Raw genomic sequence first — 20,965 nt, 5'->3', positions numbered from 1 at the left:
TGTTAGTACAGTCTCATCTTTCGAATAACGGAAGAATAGCTAGCTTGAAAGTTCAGCCTACTCGGTAAACCCCAGCATGTTTAGCGCCTACCAAATCGCCATCGCAGGCAAGCCAGCTCCCACAGTTAACCTGTGTACGTCAACAAAGCTTCTGCCGTCACCACTCACCCCACCTGCTGCAACCGCCCAGCCCGAAAATCCTTCGGCGACACTTCAAACTGCTTCTTAAAAGACCGACTAAAGTGCGCCGAATCCGTAAACCCCCACTTATACGCAATCGACGTAATCGACTCGCTGCGCAAAAACGGGTTGGTCAGATCATCCGCACTGCGCTTCAACCGCGCCCGCTGGATATACCGGCACACGCTGTCATCCTGTTCCTCAAACAACCGGTATAAATGCCTTACCGAGATATTCAACCGACTCGCCAACCCCACCGGGCTCAGTCCGGGCTGGGTCAGTGATTCATCAATGACCTTCTGCACATAGCTGCGCAGATTACTGCCCTGCAACCCACCACAATCATCCCGCTCGTCATCTTCCTGCTCAAACGCCGACCCCAGCAGCGAGACAAACGCCGCCTGCAACGCCTGCCCCTCGCCGACCGCACCTTCGCCGTTCAGCGCGTCTTTGCACAGTTGGTCCATCAGCACGTGCAACATGCGTCCGCAGGCTTTGCTTGAGGAGATCTTGCCGAAGGTCTTGGGCTGGCTGCCGAATTGTTTGCACACCTCTGCGCGGGACAACGACAGGGATGCGTGTTCGATCAGCCCGAAGGGGGTGATGTCGATGGAGCCCACCGAGTCCATTAGTAACAATTCGCCGGGGGCCAGTTGTACGCTCTGGCCGTCTTGGGTGATCTGGCAGTAGCCGCTGCGCTGGCTGACCAGAAAGCAGTTCTGGTCGTCATCGTGGTCGGAGCGGGCTTTGGGGCGTTTGATCAGGCCGGCGTTGGTGCGCAGGTTGGCCAGGGGTAAACCGCCGCGGGAAAAGGTGCTGATGTTGCCGATGAACAGCGAACGGTTGAAGGCCAGTTCTGTGTCGAAGTGACCGCAAACCGCGCGCAGATCCCGGGTCCAGAGGTCCAGCCCGTCTTGCCCAATCTGTTGCATGCTCATGGTTGTTTCCACCTTGGCTTTTTGTTTTTGTCGGGCAATAGTTAACATGTTATCTATATGCGCGCAACAAGTACGTGTCTGCCAAAGTGGTTGCACTATTGATGCCAAACCTGGCGGTCAGTGGAGCTGTAAAGCGCGCTGAAAACCGCTCAAGGCGTCCAGCAGCCAGGCCCGTTGAACGCTGCTCACGGCGATATAGCGCCGAAACGCCGGCATGCGATTGACCACCTCGCTGCCGCCCATATGCTCAAGCCGTACGCACCACTGCTGATCCACCAGGTCGATGCGCAGGCGCTTGAAGTCCAGCGGCATCAAGGCGCGATGCAGCGCGCTGCCCTCCTGCAATTGGGCTTGCAGAATGCCTGAAACTTCCTTGTCTCCCGAGCGCTGCCGACAGCGGATTCCGGTGCGTCGAACGGCCCCGGTGTGGTGCAGTTCGAAGCTCGCCGTGCCCTGCTGCGAGGCAGGGATGCGCAGTACGAATTCGGTCATCACCAGGTGCATCAACAGTTGCGACTCGGTGCGCTCGACGATCTCCAGATGTAACCCGAGACCGTCCAGGGCAACCCGCGCCGTCGTCGGTCCACACACCTCATAACCGGCCAGGCCGAGGTTACGTCGCAGATGTTCCAGCGTAACGCCGGGCCGATACCCGGCAGGCGCCCGCCGGGCACTAAACAGTTCAGACAGTTTTTGCAGCATGGCTGATATACCCGTTGTGTGGCTGCGGCTCATGGGCGAACTCCCTGGCCAACACCTCTTCCACCGAGGCGGGCTTGAATGGATTGACCTTCTGCACAACAAGCGTCCAGAACAGCGCGTAAGCCGCCGTGCACCCGAGCATCACGCCAAAGGGAATGTAGATGTCGGCGGGGTTCATGCCGGGCGGGGTGATAAACCAAATGCCCAGCAGGATGCCGATGCTCGACAGAATCTGCGGCAGCGGAAACAACGGCGAACGGTAGGCGCGGGGCAGATCCGGACGGCGAATCCGCAGGATCACCACCGACAGCGTCACCAGCAGATAAGCAAAGCTCCAGGCACACACGGCCGCCAGCACCAAGTGCATGATGTTGTCGGTGTTGCCGCCCAGGTACAGCGCGTGCAGGCACGGGATCAGCATCGCCACCAGGATGCACAGCAGCGGTGTCTTGAAGCGCGGGTGCAGGTACGTGAAAACCTTGGGCAACGCGCCGTCGACGGCCATGCCGTACAGGATCCGTGGCACACCGGCCATCAAGGTGTTGATGGTCGCAGCACCGGCAAACAGGAAGCCGATGCCCAGCCACATCGGGCCGATGCTGCCCATCACCTGCTCGGCGAATTTCGGGATGGCCATCGGCGTGTCCAGCAAGTGCACGCCGCCAGCGGCATCAATCAATACGTTTTCCACCTGGCGTTTCATCGCCGCGCCGTAGATAAACATGCAGGTAGCCACGCCCAGCAACCCCAGCACCATCGCCTTGGGCATGACCTTGGCGGAGTTGCGCAGGTCCGGCGCCAGCGGCGTGACAAATTCGCAGCCGACGAACATGAACATCGCCATGCCCACCAACGACAGGATGGTAATCAGGTCGGTACCGACCAGGGACTCACCGAACCAGCCGTCCAGCTGTACCGCCGGGGCCGCGACCAGGCCCAGCACGCCAAACACCATCAAGGTGGTCCACATGCCGAAGGTCAGGATGATCTCGGCCCGGCCAAACGCGCTGACGCCAAACGCATTGAGTACCCCGAACACCACCACAAAACCCACTCCCAGCAACCACGAGCCGCCGGCGGATTCCGCCAGGGTGTTGAGGTGTTCGAAGTTCACCAGCGCCATTACCCCGGACAAGATGGTTTCGGCGGTGCCGGCAAACACATGCACGATCAGGTAGGCCGACAAGGTGCCGGTGATCGCAAAGAACCGGCCCATGCCGCAGTTGATGTAGTCGTAGACCGAGCCGGTGGTGGGCAGGATCGAGGCGGCCTCGGCGAAGGTGGTCGCCTGGGCCAGCATCATCACCACCGCGATCAACATCGCCACCGCGAAGGCGCTGCCGCCGATGCCAAAACCCATGGTCGCGGTGAGGATCACCGGGCTGGCCATGATCAAGCCAATGGTGCTCGCAAGCGCCGTGGGAAAGCCCACCGTGCCGCGTTTCAAGTGTGCGGTGAGCCGGTCGTTGATCGACATGGTGCAGATCCTCAAGAAGCGGATTTTTAGAAGTGCTGGCACTCTGCGCCCCGCCCTGGCTGATCGTCTTGCTCCTGGCTGCCGCCGGTTTTGTTGCTGCCTGCCACCGCTGCGCCGCTGGCGGCCTGGGTCAATTTCCTGGCACGCAGGGGAAAGACTTGGCCCGGTGGCGCTCGCCCTAATGCTCCCTCAATTCACCTTGTTGGGGACTATAACAATGCAGCACTCACAACAAACCCGTCGCCTGTACAGGGCCGTCAGCCTGGGCATCGCGCTGATCATCAGCGACTCATCGGCCCAGGCGTTCGAGCTGTATGCCGATGACGACACCCAGGTCACCGGTAACTTCCTGGCGGTGTACGGGATGTTCAACAGCCGCAAGAACTACGACGGCACCACCGGCGGTTCTACCTGGCGCGAAGGTTTTATCAAGTACGGTTTGAGCATCGACCAACGCTTCGGCGCCCTTGGCAGCGTATATGGCACGGCCAACCTGGTCAGCTCCGGCACCTGGGGCGATGGCGATGCATCCGGCGTGACCACCGGCAGCGAGCGCACCACCAAGTTCGACGAGGCCTTCGCCGGCTGGCGCTCGGGCGAGCTGTTTGCGGGGCTGGGCAAGGATGGCGTCGACCTTTCATTCGGCCGCCAGGTCATCATGCTCGGCGACGGTTTCATCATCAACGACGACGGCCCGAACCTGGGCAAGGGTGTGGGCGACGGCCAGTTCAACCGGGGCGGCGCCTACTACATCGCCGCGCGCCATGCCTTTGATCAAACCGCCGTGTTGCGCCTGGGAGGCAAGGACGGTGTGCACGGCAGCGTGATGTGGATCAAGTCCGACAACCGGGCCCAGGCCAACACCGAAATGGCCGCCGGCACCCTGGACTACACCGCCGCACCCGGCACCCTGGGGTTGACCTATATCCATGGCATCAGCGTCGACGACCGTTATGCCAATGAGCTGCAAAAACAGCGCGCCGGGATGAACATCTACAGCCTGCGGGGCGCCGGTAATGCCGGGATCGAGAACGCGCACTTTTCCTTTGAGTACGCCTGGCAGGACAAGGACGCCGGCCCGGAAAAGGCCTGGTACACCGAGGGCGGTTATACCTTCGCCGCGCTGCCGTGGTCGCCGGACCTGACTTACCGCTACAGCCGCTATTCAAAAAACTGGGATGCGATGTTTTCGGGCTTCAACCGTGGCTACGGTACGTGGGTGCAGGGCGAAGTGGCCGGCAACTACTCGGGGCCGTTCAATACCAACACCGAGGTGCAACACGTGGCATTGAAGGTCAAGCCGCTGGACAGCGTGACTGTCGGCGCGCTGTTCTTCGACTACAAGACATTGAGCAAGGGCGGCATGCTCAACCTGGACGGCCGCGAACTGGACCTGTACGCCGAATGGGCGGTGAACGAACACCTGATCGTCACGCCGCTGCTGGGCCTGTACAAGCCCAACAAGGATGAGCGCAACGGCGGCAACCAGGTGGGCGGCAACGGCACCAATGTCTACAGCCAAGTCACCGTGGCCGTGCCGTTCTAGCGCAAATCCAACGAGCTGATGAAGATCAAATGTGGGAGCTGGCTTGCTGTGGTGAGCGGGCTTGCCCCGCGTTGGGCTGCGAAGCAGCCCCATCAATCTGTGGTGAACCCGACGGGGGGCAAGCCCCCTCACCACAGCAAGCCAGCTCCCACATTCAAGCGGCGTCAATCCTCAAGAGAGGTGTTCGCCCTACGGTTGCCGCTCCTCGATCCGCGCATACGCCCCCTGGTGATAGAGCAACGGCGCACGACCAAAATCATCGAAAGCCACGACCTTGCCGATCATGATCCAGTGATCGCCACCATCCAACTGCTGGTACTTCTCGCAGTGAAACCGCGCCGAGCAATCGGCGAAGACCGGAGAACCGCCCTCCCCCGGTTCGAACTCAATTTCAGCGAAGCGGTCATCCCTGGGCCGGGCGAAGTTGTTCGACAGGTGGATCTGGTCGGCCGCCAGCACGTTGACCGCAAAATGGCTGGCCTGCTCGAACACCTCGTGGCTGTTGGAGCGTTTGTCGATACTCCACAGCACCAGCGGCGGGTCCAGGGACACCGAGTTGAAGCTGTTGGCGGTGACACCCACCTTGCGCCCGCTGGCATCAGCCGCGGTGACCACCGTGACACCGGTGGCAAAGTTGCCCAGGGCCCGGCGAAAGGCCCGTGGGTCGAAACTGTTATCAGACATGCAAGACTCCCGGACTGCATCAACGCGCAGTCCTGATTGGTGTGATGGCCGGGTCGGCGTCAAATCATGCTCGGATCAGGCTCGAGCCCCATCAGCTCACGCCCCAGGATCTGCGCGCACACGTCGTAGTCGGTGTACGCGTGGGCGCCGGTCATATGGGAATCACGGAACAGGCGCTGCATTTCGTTGTGCTCAAACCACGCATTGCCACCGGCTGCCTCAAACAGGCGGTCCACTGCCTGGATGCACATTTTGGTGGCATACGCCTGGTTGGTGCGCCAGAACGCCAGGGTTTCGCGGCTGGGGTAACGGTGCTGTTCACTGTGTTCGGCATGTTCCTGCCAGGTTTTTTCCAGGAACGCCCGGGCAGCCGCCACCTGGTGCGTCGACTCGGCCAGGCGCATCAGCGCCGGGGTCGCGGCGCCTACCGCCGCACCGGTGTAGGCACGGACGCGGGTCCTGGTTTTCTCGCAGAACACCTCAAGCATGCGCTCGGCCACGCCCAGGCTCACGGTGGAGAAACCACTGGCGAAATACGGCCGGTACGGCGAGTAGAAAATCTTGCTGTCGGGGTACAGACCGAAGCCTGCGGACTTGCCTTCCATCATGTCGCGGGCTTTCTGGATGCGATGTTCAGGCACCCGCACGTTGTCGATGATCAGGGTCTTGGTACCGCTGCCTTTCATGCCGGCGGCGAACCAGTCATCGCGAATCTGATAGTCGCTGCGCGGTAGCACCGCGAAGCAATAATCCTGGGTGCCCTCGGCGTTTTTACGGCGGAAGCCGACAATTGCCCATTCAGCATGATCGCAACCACTGCTCCAGCCCATTTCGCCGCTGAACAGCACGCCGCCTTCAACCTCTTCGGTGCGGCCAAACGGCGCGATGCTGCTGCTGGCCGTGGCATTCGGGTTATCGCCCCAGACTTCCTGCTGCAGCTTGGCGCAAAAAAGCCCCAATTGATGGCTGTGGGTGCACAACAGGCTCATGGCCCAGGCGGTGCTGGCACAGGCGCCGGCGAGCAAGGCGATGCAGTCGGCGAATTGCGGCAGGGAGATTTCCATGCCGCCAAACGGTTTGGGTTGGAAGGCACGGTGCATGCCGATGCTCTTGAGCAGCGCAATGTTCTCGTCGGGGACTTTGCGGTCCTGCTCGGCCTGGAAGGCGTTGGCAGCGATGGTCGGCAGAATCGACTTGAGGTCTTCGAGGAGCGGGTTTGGCTTTTTCATGGACGGCCCTGCTTATTATTGGATGTCCGGCTGGCGTTCAACATCAACGAACGGCGCTGGATGCGAGGCCAGTATGGAACGCAGGACAACCCCGGCAAATGCACCTTCCACAGCCAAGATTGCACTTTCCACAGGCCTGGCAGCCACAGACATGCCGCCCGGCAGGCACAGACAAGCCTGGGCCGCCCATGCTGGTTAACCTCGGGCTTTTGCGAGCAGGAAAACCCCATGAGCGATATTGCGCTGCTGCCTGAAGTCCAGGCGTTCCTCCGTCGAAACCACGCCTTGTTTATCGACGGCGGTTACGTCCAGAGCCATTCCAGCCAGACTTTGGAGGTGATCAACCCGGCCACCGGCGAGGTGATCGCCCAGGTTGCCGATGCTGACTTGGCTGATATCGATACGGCGGTGGAATCGTCCCGCCGGGGCTTCGGGCAGTGGTCCCAGGCGGCGCCGGCAACGCGCGGCAACGTGCTGCTCAAACTCGCTGACCTGCTGGAGCAACACCGCGAAGAACTGGCGCAGATCGAAACCTGCCAGTCGGGCAAGATCATCCAGATTTCCCGAGCCTTTGAAGTGGACCAGGCGGCGCACTTCCTGCGCTACTACGCCGGCTGGGCCACCAAGATCAGCGGCCAGACCATCACCCCGTCACTGCCCTCCTTCGCCGGCGAACGCTACACCGCGTTCACCCTGCGCGAGCCGGTGGGCGTAGTGGTGGGCATCGTGCCGTGGAATTTCTCGACCATGATCGCCATCTGGAAGCTCGCCTCGGCGCTGGTGACCGGGTGCAGCATCATCATCAAGCCCAGCGAGTTCACCCCGCTGACCATCCTGCGCATCGCCGAACTGGCCATCGCGGCAGGCCTGCCGGCGGGCGTGCTGAACGTGTTGACCGGCGGCGGGCATGTGGGTAAAGGCCTGGTGGAGCACCCGGGCACCGACAAGGTCTCGTTTACCGGCTCGGTGCCCACCGGCATCGCCGTGGGCCGCAGCGCCATGGGCGCCGGGTTAACCCGGGCAACCCTGGAACTGGGGGGCAAAAACTGCGCCGGGTTTCTGCGGGATGTGGACCTGGACAAGGCGGTCAACGGCATCATCGAAGCCGGCTTCCTGCACTCCGGCCAGATCTGCGCGGCCGCCGAACGCTTCTTCGCCCACCGCTCGCAGATCGAGCCGATCATGGACAAGCTGGCGCAACGCCTGGGCCGGTTGAACATCGGCTCGCCGCTGGACGAGCGCACCGAATTCGGCCCGGTGACCAACCGCCAGCATCAAAAGAAACTCGAATGGTTCTTTGCCAAGGCCCGTGCCGAAAACAATACGATCGTCCACGGCGGCAAGCTGATCGACGGGCCGGGCTGCTATGTAGAGCCCACCGTGATTCTCGCCAACACGATCAACGACACCCTGCTCAACGAAGAAACCTTCGGCCCGATCGCCACATTCTTCCCCTACGACACCGAGGAAGAACTGCTCGAACTGATGAACAACACCCCGTACGGCCTGAGTGCCAGCCTCTGGACCAACGATTTGAGCAAGGCCCTGCGCATGGTGCCGGCGATCAATGCGGGCACGGTGTGGGTGAACATGCACACGATGCTCGACCCGGCGGTGCCGTTTGGCGGCAACAAGTCTTCGGGGGTGGGACGTGAATTTGGCGCAGCCTTTATCGAGGACTACACAGAGCTCAAGTCGGTGATGATTCGCTACTGATCGTCGCGTTCAGGGTGTGGGTGCTGGTGCGCTCGGTCGATACCCCACACTTGAAACGTGGGCACGGCCCACTGTAGGCGCTGGCTTGCCGGCGATGGCATCAGTTGGGTGTAGCTGATGCACCGAGTTGTCTGCATCGCCGGCAAGCCAGCTCCTACAGAAAAGCAGCTTGGTGTTGGCTCTGGCTTCTTCCACTCGAGCTGCTGTGTGCTTGATCTAAAGGCCCCGTCAACCATGACGGCCAAAAGTAACCGCGACGGGCCCGGGGGCCAAATGGGCAGACCGCCAGGCGGGAACACTCTCGCATCTCTCTAAATACCTGTACAAATTTATTATTTTGTACAAGTATCAGTCACATCAAGCCCTCTCCGGGAGTAACGCAATGACCCGTCTATTGGTTTCGCTGGCCCTGGTGCTTGGTTTGGCCAGCTGTGGCAGCGTCGATGTCAAACACTACGCCGACCAGCAACCGCCACTGGACCTGGCGCGTTTCTTCAGCAAGCCCGTCAAGGCCTGGGGGATATTCGAAAAACGCTCGGGTGAAGTCGCCAAGCGCTTCGAAGTCAATATCGCCAGCCATCGCGACGGTGAGAACCTGATTCTCGACGAACGCTTTCTCTACAGCGACGGCACTCGCCAACGACGTGTCTGGACCCTGACCCCCGACGGCCCGGGCCACTGGCGCGGCCGCGCCGACGACGTGGTCGGTGAGGCCAAGGGCGAAGTGGCCGGCAATGCGTTGCGCTGGCGCTACGTCCTGAACCTGCCGGTTGATGGCTCTGTGTACGAAGTGAGCCTCGACGACTGGATGTACCTGATGGACGAGGACACGTTGATCAATCGTTCCAGCATGTCCAAGTTGGGTGTCGAGGTGGGCCAGGTGACGTTGTTCTTCCGTCGCCAGTCTTCAGCAAGCGCCGAGTGAACCCACCCTGCCAGGCAAGGAGTGAACCATGAACCTGCAAGCCCTGACCCAACTGGCCACCCAAGGCGATGTACGTGAAATGGAGTTGCTGTCGCTGGAAGGCGGCTTCTACCTGGCACGCGTGCGGCTGGACCACGGCCAGTTCACGCTGCTGGACGCCGCGGCAAAGCCCCTGCACTTTCGCTCCGTCAATCACCTGCGTGAGGTGTTGCAGTCGGTCCCTGCATTCCCCTGCACCCTGGTGCATCAGTGCGTCCATGATGAAATGTGCGGCCGGCGTGAAGGGCCTGTTGAGCCACTGCGCACGCCGTTTTCCCTGGCGGCGCCCTGGTGATGCCGGCCGTTCGCAACCTGTGCCTGGTGCTGGGCGACCAGTTGTCGTTTGACCTGGCCTCATTGGAAGGCTTGGATACCCCGCTTGATGCAGTCTTGATGGTCGAGGTGATGGAGGAAGCGAGCCATGTGCCCCACCATCCGCAAAAAATCGCGCTGATCTTCAGCGCCATGCGCCATTTTGCCGAGGCGTTGCGCGAGCGTGGCGTTCGGGTGCAGTACGTCAGCCTGGATGACCCGCAAAACACCGGTTCGGTACCCGGCGAATTAGGCCGCTGGCAATCGCTGATGCAAGCACATGAACTGCACCTGACCGAATGCGGCGACTGGCGCCTGGAACAATCGCTGAAGGACAGCGGTTTACCGATCCAGTGGCACGCCGACGGCCGCTTCCTGTGCAGCCGTGACGAATTCACCGGCTGGGCTAATGGCAAAAAACAGCTGCGCATGGAGTACTTCTACCGGGAGATGCGCCGCAAGAGCGGGCTGTTGCTCAACGGCGACGGCACGCCGGTCGGGGGCGCCTGGAACTTTGATGCAGACAACCGCAAGGCGCTGCCCAAGGGCACCAAGGCGCCCTACCCGTTACGTTTTGGCTCGGATTCAATCACCCAGGACGTGCTCGTGCTGGTGGCAAAACACTTCAGCAGCCACTACGGCGCCCTGGACACCTTCGATTACCCGGTGACCCACGCCGACGCCCAGGCACTGTGGGACTATTTCCTGGAGTACGGCCTGGCCGGGTTCGGCGACTACCAGGACGCCATGGCCAGCGACGAGCCCTTCCTGTTTCATGCCCGCATCAGTGCGGCGCTGAACATCGGCCTGCTGGACCTGCGCCAGCTGTGCAGCGACGTGGAAGCGGCCTATTGGTCGGGCAGCATCGCGCTGAATGCCGCCGAAGGTTTTATCCGCCAACTGATTGGCTGGCGTGAATACGTACGCGGTGTCTATTGGCTGAAAATGCCGGACTACGCCGCGGGCAATGCATTCGGCAACACCCGCCCGCTGCCGGAGTTTTACTGGACGGGCGAGACGCAGATGAACTGCATGCGCCAGGCGATCGGCCAAAGCCTTGAACATGCCTACGCCCATCATATCCAGCGGCTGATGGTCACCGGCAATTTCGCCTTGCTGGCCGGGATCGTGCCCAGCCAGATATGCGAGTGGTACCTGGCGATCTACATGGACGCGTTCGACTGGGTTGAACTGCCCAATACATTGGGCATGGTCATGCACGCCGACGGTGGCTACCTGGGTTCCAAGCCTTATTGCGCGAGCGGCCAATACATAAAGCGCATGTCGGACTATTGCCGCGGCTGTGCCTACAAAGTCACTGAAAGCACCACCGAGAATGCCTGCCCGTTCAATGCGCTTTACTGGCACTTCCTGATGCGCCACGGCGACCTGTTGCGGGGCAATCAGCGCATGACCCTGCTGTATAAAAATCTCGACCGCATGCCTGAAGCCAAGCAGGACGCGCTGTGGGAGCGGGGCCAGAGGCTGCTGGAAAAGCTGGATGCGGGTGAAACGCTGTGAAATTTTCCGGCCGCTGCGAATTGTTGTGAAGCCGGCGATAAATGGCCAATTGCCCATGCTAACGTCGGCCTCGATGTCATCCAATCCATTGAGGGAGCAGCGCCGATGTCTACTACCGTAACACCCGCCGGTGGCGGACCGACCACTCAAAAAGCCTCAACATCGGTGTTCGACGACAAGTTGAACATTGCCAAGTCGAGCAAGGTGGTCGCCGATTACATGCGTCAAACGGGCAAGTCGGCCATTACCAAGCAAGAGCTTTCACAACTGGCCAGCAATGCTTCGGGCAAGGTTCCTGCCGATGTGAGCGCTGCGGCCCAGTACATGGAGCGCCATCCCGACGTGTTCACCGCGATCGAAACCCATGATGTGGCCGGTGCCGATAACCTGTCCGGGGTGTGGAACTTCGATTGGGCAGCCAACGGTGGGCTGAACGGCACGGCCACCGATGCCATTGCCAAGATGCAGGACACCTTCGACTTTGCGATCGCCAAGTCGGCGCAGATCACCGAGATCTCTACCGGCAAAAAAGCCGAGCTGGATTCGACCAAGCAGCGGCCGCAGAACTGAATCTCCAGCAGCAACAAAAACCAACGCAGGCGCTGGCTTGCCGGCGATGCAGGCAACTCGGTATTTCTGTCACACCGAGGTGATGCAATCGCAGGCAAGCCAGCTGCCACAGTTGTCAGAAGTGAAACGCAACCCCCGTGGTCACGTTGAACGCATCCCCCACATAGAAGTTGGCCGAGTCCTGGCCCTTGGCGTCGTACGCGGTGTTGGTGGCCGTGGCGTAGCGTTTGTTGGTCAGGTTGCGCGCGTCGACGAACACTTCCCACTTCTTGCTCGGGGCCTCGTAGCCCACCTTGGCCCCCCATAACGTATAAGACGGCGCACTCAGTGAGTTGGCAAAATCCACGTAATAACTGGACGCCGCCCGGGCGTTGAGCTGCGCGTAGAAACCGCTGCCCTGGCGATATTCCAGCTCGGCCTGGTAGACCTGGCGTGGCAGGCCCGGCAATTGGTTATCGCCAAACACCGAGTCGTTGCGGTAGTGGAAGTCGTTGAAGGTGTAAGCCTGGCGCAGGGTCACGGTGTCGCCATTGCCGCCGTCCCACAACTGCGCATTCAAGCCCGCTTCGATGCCCTGGTGAATCGTCGCGCTGCCATTGGAGGTGGCGACTAACTGGTCCTGGGTAGCGGTTGCCTGGCGCACCACCACCGACAACAGCTCTTTCTGCACCCACGAGCGATAGACCGTCAGGCTGCCGTCGAAAATGCCGTGGCCGCCGCGAATACCAAACTCCACGGTGTTGGCTTTTTGTGGCCGCACATCGCGAATGTAAGGGGTGCCGGTGCTACCCAACTGCCAGGTAACCGGTGGGTCCACCGAGCGGCTGACGTTGCCGAACACTTCGAACTCCGGGGTCAACTGGTAGCGCAAGCCGATCCGCGGGGCGAGGTCGGTCTCGTCGTACTCAACCCCACTGGGGAATGCACTGGTATTGGTGCTGGTGCTGTATTCGATCTGCGCCTTGCGCTTGATATCAATCAGCGACAGCCCGGTGGACAGCCACGTTCGGTCGTTCAGTTGCAGTTCGTTGCCGAGGGAAAACACCGTGTCGCGTGAACCGGTGTAGTTGGTTTTCTGCTGGGTGATGCCGGTGGCCTTGCTGTGGGACTTCACGTCGGCCAGGTACGCCAGGGTATTGCTGAACGTCACACTGCTGTCACTGCGCAGGCCAAAGAAGGTGTCGGCGGTGCGCAGGTAGCGCAGGGTCAGGTTGACGTCCTGGGAGCGCCATTCCTGGGGGGTTGGCGAGTAGCGCCAGCCGTTGTCCAGCGGGTAATCGTTGTAGCCCAGGCCGACTTCGAGCTTGGCATTATCGTCGAAGGTATAGGTGGTGGTGCTGCCCAGCAGGGTCGAGCCGTCCTTCTTGCGCCCGATGGGCACGAGGTTGCTCGTGGGGTCGTGCTTGAGTTGGTATTTGGTCAGGGTATTGCCCTGGCTCAGGGTTTCTTCCTTGTAGCGAATGTAGAAGCGCGTCTCCAGTTGCGGGCTGAACACGTGGCCGAAGTTGGCGACGATGCCTTGGCCCTTGTTCGGCGTGTTGTCCTGGTAACCGTCTCGCTCGTTGTGCTGGATGCTGACGTAGTAGTCGTTGTCACCGTCCACGCCACCGGTGCTCAGTTGCTGCTTGCGATAGCCGAAGCTACCGGCTTCAAAGCGTGCGTAATTGCCGGGGTCGGTGCGGCCGGTCTTGCTCACGAAGTTGATCGCGCCGCCCAATGACAAGGCCGAATAGCGGAAGGCATTGGCGCCGTAGAGCACCTCGGTGTGGTCCACCGAGGCCATGTCCAGCATGTCTTCCTGGGTGCCGCCCGGGCCGGTCAAGGGCAGGCCGTCGTAGAGGAATTTGATCCCCAGCACGTAGCCTTGGTAGAAGGTATTGAGGCCCGAACCACGGATCGAAATCTTGTTGGCGCCCGAACCGCTGGTGGCCTGGGCGAATACCCCCGGCTGCAACGCCAGCACATCCTCGGCATTCGCCGCCCGGCCCTGCTCGATTTTGCGGTTGTCGATCACTGCGGTTTTGCCGGGCACCCTGGCCAGCTGTTTTTCGGCCTTTTGCGCTTCGCTGGCTTGCGCGCCGGTGACCACCACCGTAGCCAGGGTAGGGTCGGCCTCGGCGGCAAAAGCCGTGCCCTGTACCAGCATCAATAGCACGCCAAGGCTGGAAGCAGTGGCCAATGACTCAAAAAAACGAGCGCGTGGTTCAAACAGTTGCCGCATGAATTAAATACTCCTGGGTTCTCTATTGAGTGGGAGCATCTATTCGTATAGTCGCGCTCTGGTTTCAACTTTGCAGAGTTCGTGCCACGTCAAAACTTCAATAAATGAAGGCCCGTCGACTTCGTTATCCGCCCCGTGTTCAACACTTTGCTGCGGGCCTGTTCATTTTCCAACACGCGCGAAAAAGCACTATTAATTATATAGTTAAGCGATAACGGCATAACGCGCGCGCCCCCCGCTAGAACTGTGCAACGCCAAACACCTGTTCAACAAACTATGCACTTTTGACACGCGCCGCTCTTAGACAGGCATCAAAAAACCCAGGTTATCCGCCTCTCGTTACGTGGTACGTCTCTTGCTCTATTAACGGCGCTTGAAACACATTAATCCGAACACTATCGGGTCGAACTTTTATTGATAGGGATCGCCATGCAACTGCTGACCTTACCTCCCTCGCCCGCCCTCGCCACCTCCATCCGCGCCACCGCTCAGGTATTCGAAGACCCCAGGTCCAAGGCCCTGCTCAGGCATGTAGAACAAGTGGCGCCGAGCGAAGCCAGCGTGCTGATCATTGGCGACACCGGCACCGGCAAGGAGCTGGTGGCGCGCCATATCCACAACCTCAGTGGCCGCAAGACGCAACCCTTCGTGGCGGTGAATTGCGGCGCGTTCTCCGAATCGCTGGTGGAAGCCGAACTGTTCGGCCACGAGAAAGGCGCGTTCACCGGCGCCCTCAGCGCCAAGGCCGGCTGGTTTGAAGAAGCCAACGGCGGCACGCTGTTCCTGGATGAAATCGGCGACTTGCCGATGTCGATCCAGGTCAAGCTGCTGCGGGTACTACAGGAGCGCGAAGTGGTGCGCCTGGGGTCGCGCAAAAGCATTCCGATCAATGTGCGGGTGCTGGCGGCGACCAACGTGCAGCTGGAAAAAGCTATCAATGCCGGGCATTTTCGCGAGGACCTGTTCTACCGCCTGAACGTGGTCAACCTCGAACTCAGCCCACTGCGGGATCGCCCCGGCGATATCCTGCCGTTGGTGCAGTATTTCATCGACACCTACACCCGCCGCCTGGGGTATGGCGAGGTCATCTTGAGCAAGGAAGCCGAGCAACGGCTGGCCACCTACAGTTGGCCGGGGAATATCCGCGAGCTGGAAAACGTCATCCACCACACCTTGCTGATCTGCCGCGATGGCGTGATCCAGGCCGACGACTTGCGCATGTCCAACCTGCGCATCGAACGCCAGGAAGACAGCACCACCGCCCATGACTTGCTCGACCAGGCCTTCCAGCGCCTGTTCGAAGAGCAGATCGACAACCTCCATGAACAGGTCGAGCGCAGCCTGCTGACCGCCGCCTACCGGCTGTGCCACCAAAACCAGGTGCACACCGCCGAGTTGCTGGGGCTGAGTCGCAACGTGACCCGTACCCTGCTGATCAACCTCGGTGAGCTGAAGGTCAACAAACGACGACCTTTGGCCAGTGCCAAGGATGATCGGGTGCTACACCTGTCGATCTGAACCTCAACACGCGGCGTACCCGATGCGCCGCGTGATCACAGCGCCGCTTCATCCAGCGCATCGCTGAACTGGCGACTCCACAACCGCGCATATTGCCCGCCCTGGCGCAGCAGCTGTTCATGGCTGCCGTCCTCGATCACCCGGCCATTGTCGAACACCAGGATCCGGTCCAGATGGGCCACGGTGGACAGCCGGTGCGCCACCACCAGCACGGTCTTGTTCTCCATGATTTCGTCGAGCTTGTCCTGGATAAAGCGCTCGGTGATCGAGTCCAGGCTGGAAGTGGCTTCATCCATCACCAAAATCGGCGCGTTTTTCAGCAACACCCGGGCGATCGCAATACGCTGGCGCTGGCCACCGGACAACTTGACCCCACGCTCACCTACCAGCGACTCGTAGCCGTGTTCCATGCTGTCGATAAACTCACTGGCGCCGGCGCGGTGAATGGCCTCGGCGACTTCGTCCATCGAGGCGTCCAGGCGGCCGTAATGGATGTTTTCGCGAATGCTGCGGTGGAACAGGCCGGGCTCCTGGGGAATCAGGCCGATCTGCTGGTGCAGCGAATGCTGGGTAACGTCGCGTACGTCCTTGCCGTCCACCAGCACCTGGCCTTGTTGTACGTCGTAGAGGCGCAGCAGCAGGCTCAACAGTGTCGACTTGCCGGAACCCGAAGCGCCCACCAGGCCGACTTTCTGGCCGGCGGGGATGACGATATTCAGCTGCTCGAAAATCGGCCGGCCGGCGCCGTAGCTGAAGCCTACGTCGCGAAATTCGATATCCCCGCGCTTGACCAGCAGTGCCTTCGCACCGGGCTGGTCGATGACTTCATGAGGACGAATCAGGGTACGCACGCCGTTGGCGATATTGCCGGTGGCCTCGAAGAACTCGAGAAAGCGCCGCGACAGGTTGCCCACGTCGCTGATGATCAACAGCGACAGGCTGGTGGACATCACAAACGCGGCGATGTCGATGCGGTGACTGCGCCACAGGTAGAGGGCAAGCAGCAACAGGCCCAGCTTGAGCACCACGCCACAGCTGGTCTGGAACCAGCGGATGCGCTCCATGTAGCCGAGGGAGCGATAGGCCGCAGTCACCTCCTTGTCGAGGAAGGTGCCCAGGTAACTGTGCTCGAACGCATGCCGGGCAAACAGGCGGATATTGGCCAGGTTGGACACGGCGTCCACGACCTTGCCGGTACTGGTGCTGCGCGCTGCCGAATACTGCTGCGCAAGGGGATGACTGCGCCGCGCAAGCAGGTAACAGATGCCGATAAACACCACGGACCAGCCGGCCATGAACAAGGCCAACAGCGGTGATGCCGTCCACAGCAACGCCGTGGCCAGGCTCAGCGTTACCAGCAGCGGGATCAGGTCGAACAGCAGGATGCTCAACGTCTGGTTCACCCCAAGGGTCACTTCGGACACCCGGTGCGCCAGCGCGCCGGCAAACTCATTGCTGATAAAACGGTGGGAGTGCTGTTGCAGGTAGGCGAATACCACATGAGTCACCGTGCGCCGCTGCAACGGCAACACATGGATATGGCAGCCCGCCGCCGCGCGGGTGAACACCACCTCGCACACCAACAGCACGGCGAACAGGGTCAAGGGCCAGCGCAGCACCTCAAACGCACGCTCTGCCTCCAGCCCGTTGCTGACCGTACGGGTGATTTGGCCCAAGCCCCAGGGAATCAGAATCGAGCACACCACGGCGGCAATCTGCAGCAGCAAAATGGCCAGGTACCAGCCTTTGAAATGACCAATGAAATGTCGCACAAAGGCTGCCGGGGTCGACGGCAAGTGCTGGACATTCCAGGTGCGAAACAATGAGAAAGACGAGCTCATGGCCAATGACATTCCTGAATGACGCCTGTGGCCGCGCAGCTTTCAGGCAAAAAATGGCACCGTTGGTGCCTGATGGTCAGCAAATGGAACAGACAACCGATCACTTGTGGCAGGACGCTGCTGTGGCGAGGAAGCTGCTGTGGCAGGGAGCTGCTGTGGCGAGGGAGCTTGCTGTGGCGAGGGAGCTTGCTCCCGCTGGGCTGCGCAGCGGCCCCAAAATCCTGGGAGCGCTTCGCACTCCAGCGGGAGCAAGCTCCCTCGCCACAGCAAGCTCCCTCTCCACAGCAAGCTCCCTCGCCACAGCAAGCTCCATCGCCACAGCAGCTCCCTCTCCACAGCAAGCTCCCTCGCCACAGGTTCAGTGTTACGTTCGGGATTGGTAGCGAACTTCTTCCAGCTCACGACCGCCACGCGTGAGGGTGCGGCTTGATTCGGCCTGTGCTACCCATCCGGCGTTTTGGTAAAAACGTATGGCCCGCCGGTTTCCGGCAAGCACCCACAACGTCGCCGTCTCCAGGCCCTGGCTGGCGAGATGTTCCAGGCCTTTGAGCCACAGCGCCCTGCCCACTCCGGTTCCCCAATGCTCGGCAAGCACATGCAACGCTTGCACTTCGCCAGTGTCGTCGGGATCAGCATCCTCGTCACGGCTCGGGCTCACGACAATCCAGCCCACCACACGCTCCTCCACCAGCGCGACAAACACCGCTTCGCTTCCCTGTTCAAGCGACTGCCGCCAAAAGGCTTCGCGCCTGGGCTGTGTCGCCTCCAGCGAAGCCAGGTAGCCCGCCGGCATCAGCTCATGGTAAGCCTGTTGCCAACTGCGGATATGCACCCAGGCGATGTCACCCGCGTCCTCGATACGTGCCGTACGAATCATCCGATATCCTCTGCGCGTCTTGCATAGATCGCCGAGCCTGCCTGCGGCGACAACCTACGGTAGACCAACCCCGACAACGCACACAACAACCCGGCACCCGCCATGATCCAGGCGATATCGCTCTGCTCGACCGTGGCATGCCCGCGTACGGCCATGATCAAGCCGAGCAACGCCGCCGCGATGCCCACCGACAAACTCAGCGTCAACTGAATGGTCATCGCCGACAGGCTGCTGGCCCGGCTGGATTGCTCCGGCGGCACGTCGGCGTAGGTCAACGCCCCCAGCGTGCTGAATTGCAGCGAGCGAATGATCCCGCTGCCAAACAGCACCAGCACCACGATCCAGTACGGCGTGGACACCTCGAACAGGCTGCACGCCAGGATGGTCAGGCCGGTGAGCACGGCATTGCTGATCAAGGTACGCCGAAAGCCGAAGCGGCTGACGATCCGTACCGCCAGCATCTTCATCAGGAACGCGCCCACACCACCGGCCACGCTCAGCAGCCCGGCCTGCAGCGGGTTAAGCCCGAAGCACAGCTGAAATAGCAGCACCAGCAAAAACGGCTGTGACGCACTGCCGATGCGCATCAGGTTGCCGCCCCAGAAACTCACCGCAAACGTCGGGATTTTCAGCAGTGAAAAATCGATCAACGGGTGCGCCGTGCGCCGGGCATGCAGAACATACAGCCAGGCACTCGACAGCCCACCGCCAATCAGCAGCAACGCCCATTGGCGCGGCAACAGGCCGTGGCCCAGCACCTCGAAACCGAACACCAGCCCGCCCAGCGCCACACCACTGAGCAACAGACCGGGAATATCCAATGGCTGGCCGGGCACCCCGGAGTAATCCGGGATGTAGCGCAACACCAGGATCACCCCGAGCACGCCGATCGGCAGGTTGATCAGGAAGATCCAGTGCCATGACAACACCGTCACCAGCAGCCCGCCCAACGGCGGCCCCAGCAATGGTCCCACCAGCGCCGCCACCGTCAGGTAGGACATGGCGCGCAGCAGGTTTTCCCGCGCCGACCAGCGCAGCAAAATCACCTGCCCCACCGGCACCATCATTGCCCCCGATGCACCCTGGGCCAACCGCGCCAGGGACAATTGCAGCAGCGAACCCGAACAGGCACACGCCACCGACGCCAGGGTGAACAGCACGATCGCGCTGATAAATACCCGACGCGGCCCAAAACGGTCGGCCGCCCAGCCGCTGACCGGCACGAACAGCGCCACCGCCAGCAGGTACAGCGACACCACCAGGTTCATGCGTACACTGGGTTCGCCAAAGTCCCGCGCCATCTGCGGCAGCGCCGTCAGCACCGCCGTGGCGTCGATCAGCTCCATGAACAGCGCACAGCCGATGATCATCGGCACCCGGCGAGAATGACCGCCGGCCACCTCGCCCAGAGCCTGTGAAACATTACGGTCGAGGGCTGTGTTCAAAACAGCCCCGATGTCGGTGGCGGCGTGCCCTTGAGTTGCCAGGCGCCCACGGCCGCGGCTTTCCAGTGCCGGGGGTTGTGGTTGGCCACGGTGCGCGCGTTGCGCCAGTGCCGGTCCAGGTTGTGGGCACGGCCAGTGGTGGAAGCGCCACCCACGTCGAACACCAACTCGGCGGCCTTGAGTGCCGATTCCGCCGCGATGTATTGCGCTTGGGCCACATCCACTGCCGCCTGGTCCACGGCCACCGAATCAAGATCCGCAGCCCAGGCGCGGTCGATGGAGTCGGCCGCGTGCAGCACCACCGCTTCGGCGGTAAAGGCCCGGGCCGAAACGTCGCCCACACTCAGTTCCACATACGGGTCATCCACCGAGCGCGTGGCGCTGCTGTGCTTGATCGGCCGCGCATGTTCCTTCGCAAAAATCACCGCATCATTCAGCGCATTACGCGCAATACCGGCCTGCACCGCCGCGAGGAACACTTGCAGGAACGGCGTGACAATCGTGCGCTTGCCTTCCTCGACGGTGCGCGTGCGGATCTCGCTGGCCAACACCTGCACATCATGCAAATGGGTGGTGCCGCTGGCGGTCAGGCGCTGGCCCATGGCGTCGAAATCATCCAGCAGCTCCAGGCCCTGGCGGTCGCGCGGCAAGATGAAGGAGACGGGCTGGTCATTCTCGTCCAGGGCCACGGCGCTGACCCAATCGGCATACAACGAACCGGTGCTGTAGTACTTGCTGCCCGAAGCCCGAAAGTGTTCACCGTCGGCCACGATGCGCGCGCTGATCGAACCGTTGGCACCGCCGACTTCCCAGCCGGCATTGCCAATCACGGCGCCTTGCAGATAACGCTCGAACCAACGCTCACGCTCCTCCTGCGCGCCCTCTGCACGGGAGGCCAACAGGCCTTCGATAAACCCGAAACCGGGGCGCAGGGCCTGGGCCACGTTGGAGTCGGCCGAGGCGATGCGAATCAGCAAGGCTATCGCGTCCTTGACCGAACCGCCGGCGCCGCCAAAACGCTTGGGAATCCGCACGGTAAACAGCCCGGCCTGGGCCACCTGCGCCACGGCCTCGTACGGCAGTTGCCGGTCGCGCTCGCGTTGCGCAGCGCCGGCGGCAATCTGCGGCAGGATGCGGTCGGCGCGGGCATTCAATTCAGCCACCGTCACAATCGACGGTGTGGGTACAGCAGACAACTTGCTCATGGCACTTCCTTGATTCAGG

Annotated in this window: 16 protein-coding genes and 1 pseudogene; 7 read left to right on the top strand and 10 right to left on the bottom strand. The window is 61.4% G+C overall.

Annotated features, from left to right (window positions below):
• Positions 1-164: 164 nt before the first annotated feature.
• The 3 genes from feaR to RGV33_RS12425 all read right to left on the bottom strand — a co-directional run bounded on the left by feaR (position 165) and on the right by RGV33_RS12425 (position 3,297).
• Entirely contained in the window at positions 165-1,118 is a 954-nt protein-coding gene (feaR, locus tag RGV33_RS12435) for a transcriptional regulator FeaR (protein WP_322144469.1), read from the bottom strand.
• 117 nt (positions 1,119-1,235) lie between these two features.
• The gene (locus RGV33_RS12430) at positions 1,236-1,820 is read right to left on the bottom strand and encodes a DUF3156 family protein (RefSeq protein ID WP_322144468.1); all 585 of its coding nucleotides are present in this window, start codon (positions 1,818-1,820) and stop codon (positions 1,236-1,238) included.
• Positions 1,801-3,297 (bottom strand): APC family permease, encoded by a 1,497-nt coding sequence (locus RGV33_RS12425; protein ID WP_322144467.1) that lies wholly within the window; start codon positions 3,295-3,297, stop codon positions 1,801-1,803. The genes RGV33_RS12430 and RGV33_RS12425 overlap by 20 nt, the downstream gene beginning before the upstream one ends.
• Before the next feature lie 217 nt (positions 3,298-3,514).
• On the opposite strand from RGV33_RS12425, the gene RGV33_RS12420 reads away from it, so the two are divergent.
• Complete coding sequence (locus RGV33_RS12420) at positions 3,515-4,843, top strand: hypothetical protein (protein ID WP_322144466.1); 1,329 nt, start codon at positions 3,515-3,517, stop codon at positions 4,841-4,843.
• Between the two features lie 207 nt (positions 4,844-5,050).
• Here RGV33_RS12420 and RGV33_RS12415 read toward each other — a convergent pair.
• Positions 5,051-5,527: pseudogene (locus RGV33_RS12415) on the bottom strand (flavin reductase family protein); the annotation flags it as partial.
• Between the two features lie 59 nt (positions 5,528-5,586).
• Positions 5,587-6,756 carry a p-hydroxyphenylacetate 3-hydroxylase oxygenase component gene (locus RGV33_RS12410; RefSeq protein ID WP_322144465.1) on the bottom strand — a complete coding sequence of 390 codons (1,170 nt, stop codon included), beginning with the start codon at positions 6,754-6,756 and terminating at the stop codon, positions 5,587-5,589.
• Between the two features lie 228 nt (positions 6,757-6,984).
• Between RGV33_RS12410 and RGV33_RS12405 the strand changes: the two genes are divergently transcribed.
• The 5 genes from RGV33_RS12405 (at position 6,985) to RGV33_RS12385 (ending at position 11,839) form a co-directional block, all read left to right on the top strand.
• A complete protein-coding gene (locus tag RGV33_RS12405; RefSeq protein ID WP_322144464.1) occupies positions 6,985-8,472 on the top strand; it encodes an aldehyde dehydrogenase family protein in 1,488 nt (495 codons plus the stop codon).
• 382 nt (positions 8,473-8,854) lie between these two features.
• Complete coding sequence (locus tag RGV33_RS12400) at positions 8,855-9,397, top strand: DUF3833 domain-containing protein (RefSeq protein ID WP_322144463.1); 543 nt, start codon at positions 8,855-8,857, stop codon at positions 9,395-9,397.
• Between the two features lie 28 nt (positions 9,398-9,425).
• A complete protein-coding gene (locus tag RGV33_RS12395) occupies positions 9,426-9,731 on the top strand; it encodes a DUF6482 family protein (protein ID WP_322144462.1) in 306 nt (101 codons plus the stop codon).
• Entirely contained in the window at positions 9,731-11,269 is a 1,539-nt protein-coding gene (locus RGV33_RS12390; protein ID WP_322144461.1) for a cryptochrome/photolyase family protein, read from the top strand. The genes RGV33_RS12395 and RGV33_RS12390 overlap by 1 nt, the downstream gene beginning before the upstream one ends.
• A gap of 105 nt (positions 11,270-11,374) precedes the next feature.
• Positions 11,375-11,839, top strand: coding sequence for a hypothetical protein (locus RGV33_RS12385; protein ID WP_029616095.1), 465 nt, complete (start codon positions 11,375-11,377; stop codon positions 11,837-11,839).
• A gap of 115 nt (positions 11,840-11,954) precedes the next feature.
• Here RGV33_RS12385 and RGV33_RS12380 read toward each other — a convergent pair whose 3' ends face one another.
• The gene (locus RGV33_RS12380; RefSeq protein ID WP_322144460.1) at positions 11,955-14,060 is read right to left on the bottom strand and encodes a TonB-dependent receptor family protein; all 2,106 of its coding nucleotides are present in this window, start codon (positions 14,058-14,060) and stop codon (positions 11,955-11,957) included.
• Between the two features lie 429 nt (positions 14,061-14,489).
• On the opposite strand from RGV33_RS12380, the gene RGV33_RS12375 reads away from it, so the two are divergent.
• A complete protein-coding gene (locus tag RGV33_RS12375) occupies positions 14,490-15,578 on the top strand; it encodes a sigma-54 dependent transcriptional regulator (RefSeq protein ID WP_322144459.1) in 1,089 nt (362 codons plus the stop codon).
• 35 nt (positions 15,579-15,613) lie between these two features.
• Here RGV33_RS12375 and RGV33_RS12370 read toward each other — a convergent pair whose 3' ends face one another.
• The 4 genes from RGV33_RS12370 to RGV33_RS12355 all read right to left on the bottom strand — a co-directional run bounded on the left by RGV33_RS12370 (position 15,614) and on the right by RGV33_RS12355 (position 20,946).
• Positions 15,614-17,419, bottom strand: a complete 1,806-nt coding sequence (locus RGV33_RS12370) for an ABC transporter ATP-binding protein (RefSeq protein ID WP_322144458.1) — start codon at positions 17,417-17,419, stop codon at positions 15,614-15,616.
• Between the two features lie 364 nt (positions 17,420-17,783).
• Positions 17,784-18,296, bottom strand: a complete 513-nt coding sequence (locus RGV33_RS12365; protein ID WP_322144457.1) for a GNAT family N-acetyltransferase — start codon at positions 18,294-18,296, stop codon at positions 17,784-17,786.
• Entirely contained in the window at positions 18,293-19,741 is a 1,449-nt protein-coding gene (locus tag RGV33_RS12360) for an MFS transporter (RefSeq protein WP_322144456.1), read from the bottom strand. The genes RGV33_RS12365 and RGV33_RS12360 overlap by 4 nt, the downstream gene beginning before the upstream one ends.
• A complete protein-coding gene (locus RGV33_RS12355; protein ID WP_322144455.1) occupies positions 19,738-20,946 on the bottom strand; it encodes an acyl-CoA dehydrogenase family protein in 1,209 nt (402 codons plus the stop codon). Before RGV33_RS12355 ends, RGV33_RS12360 begins: the two co-directional genes overlap by 4 nt.
• Positions 20,947-20,965: the final 19 nt, after the last annotated feature.

The sequence above is a fragment of the Pseudomonas sp. Bout1 genome (assembly GCF_034314165.1).
Lineage (GTDB): Bacteria > Pseudomonadota > Gammaproteobacteria > Pseudomonadales > Pseudomonadaceae > Aquipseudomonas.
The sequence above is the reverse complement of the archived record's forward strand: the minus strand, read 5'-3'. Positions and strand labels throughout refer to the sequence as shown.

Coding starts and splice junctions, on each gene's coding strand:
- feaR (WP_322144469.1), bottom strand. CDS start 1,118: ATGAGCATGCAACAGATTGGGCAAGACGGGCTGGACCTCTGGACCCGG.
- RGV33_RS12430 (WP_322144468.1), bottom strand. CDS start 1,820: ATGCTGCAAAAACTGTCTGAACTGTTTAGTGCCCGGCGGGCGCCTGCC.
- RGV33_RS12425 (WP_322144467.1), bottom strand. CDS start 3,297: ATGTCGATCAACGACCGGCTCACCGCACACTTGAAACGCGGCACGGTG.
- RGV33_RS12420 (WP_322144466.1), top strand. CDS start 3,515: ATGCAGCACTCACAACAAACCCGTCGCCTGTACAGGGCCGTCAGCCTG.
- RGV33_RS12410 (WP_322144465.1), bottom strand. CDS start 6,756: ATGAAAAAGCCAAACCCGCTCCTCGAAGACCTCAAGTCGATTCTGCCG.
- RGV33_RS12405 (WP_322144464.1), top strand. CDS start 6,985: ATGAGCGATATTGCGCTGCTGCCTGAAGTCCAGGCGTTCCTCCGTCGA.
- RGV33_RS12400 (WP_322144463.1), top strand. CDS start 8,855: ATGACCCGTCTATTGGTTTCGCTGGCCCTGGTGCTTGGTTTGGCCAGC.
- RGV33_RS12395 (WP_322144462.1), top strand. CDS start 9,426: ATGAACCTGCAAGCCCTGACCCAACTGGCCACCCAAGGCGATGTACGT.
- RGV33_RS12390 (WP_322144461.1), top strand. CDS start 9,731: ATGCCGGCCGTTCGCAACCTGTGCCTGGTGCTGGGCGACCAGTTGTCG.
- RGV33_RS12385 (WP_029616095.1), top strand. CDS start 11,375: ATGTCTACTACCGTAACACCCGCCGGTGGCGGACCGACCACTCAAAAA.
- RGV33_RS12380 (WP_322144460.1), bottom strand. CDS start 14,060: ATGCGGCAACTGTTTGAACCACGCGCTCGTTTTTTTGAGTCATTGGCC.
- RGV33_RS12375 (WP_322144459.1), top strand. CDS start 14,490: ATGCAACTGCTGACCTTACCTCCCTCGCCCGCCCTCGCCACCTCCATC.
- RGV33_RS12370 (WP_322144458.1), bottom strand. CDS start 17,419: ATGAGCTCGTCTTTCTCATTGTTTCGCACCTGGAATGTCCAGCACTTG.
- RGV33_RS12365 (WP_322144457.1), bottom strand. CDS start 18,296: ATGATTCGTACGGCACGTATCGAGGACGCGGGTGACATCGCCTGGGTG.
- RGV33_RS12355 (WP_322144455.1), bottom strand. CDS start 20,946: ATGAGCAAGTTGTCTGCTGTACCCACACCGTCGATTGTGACGGTGGCT.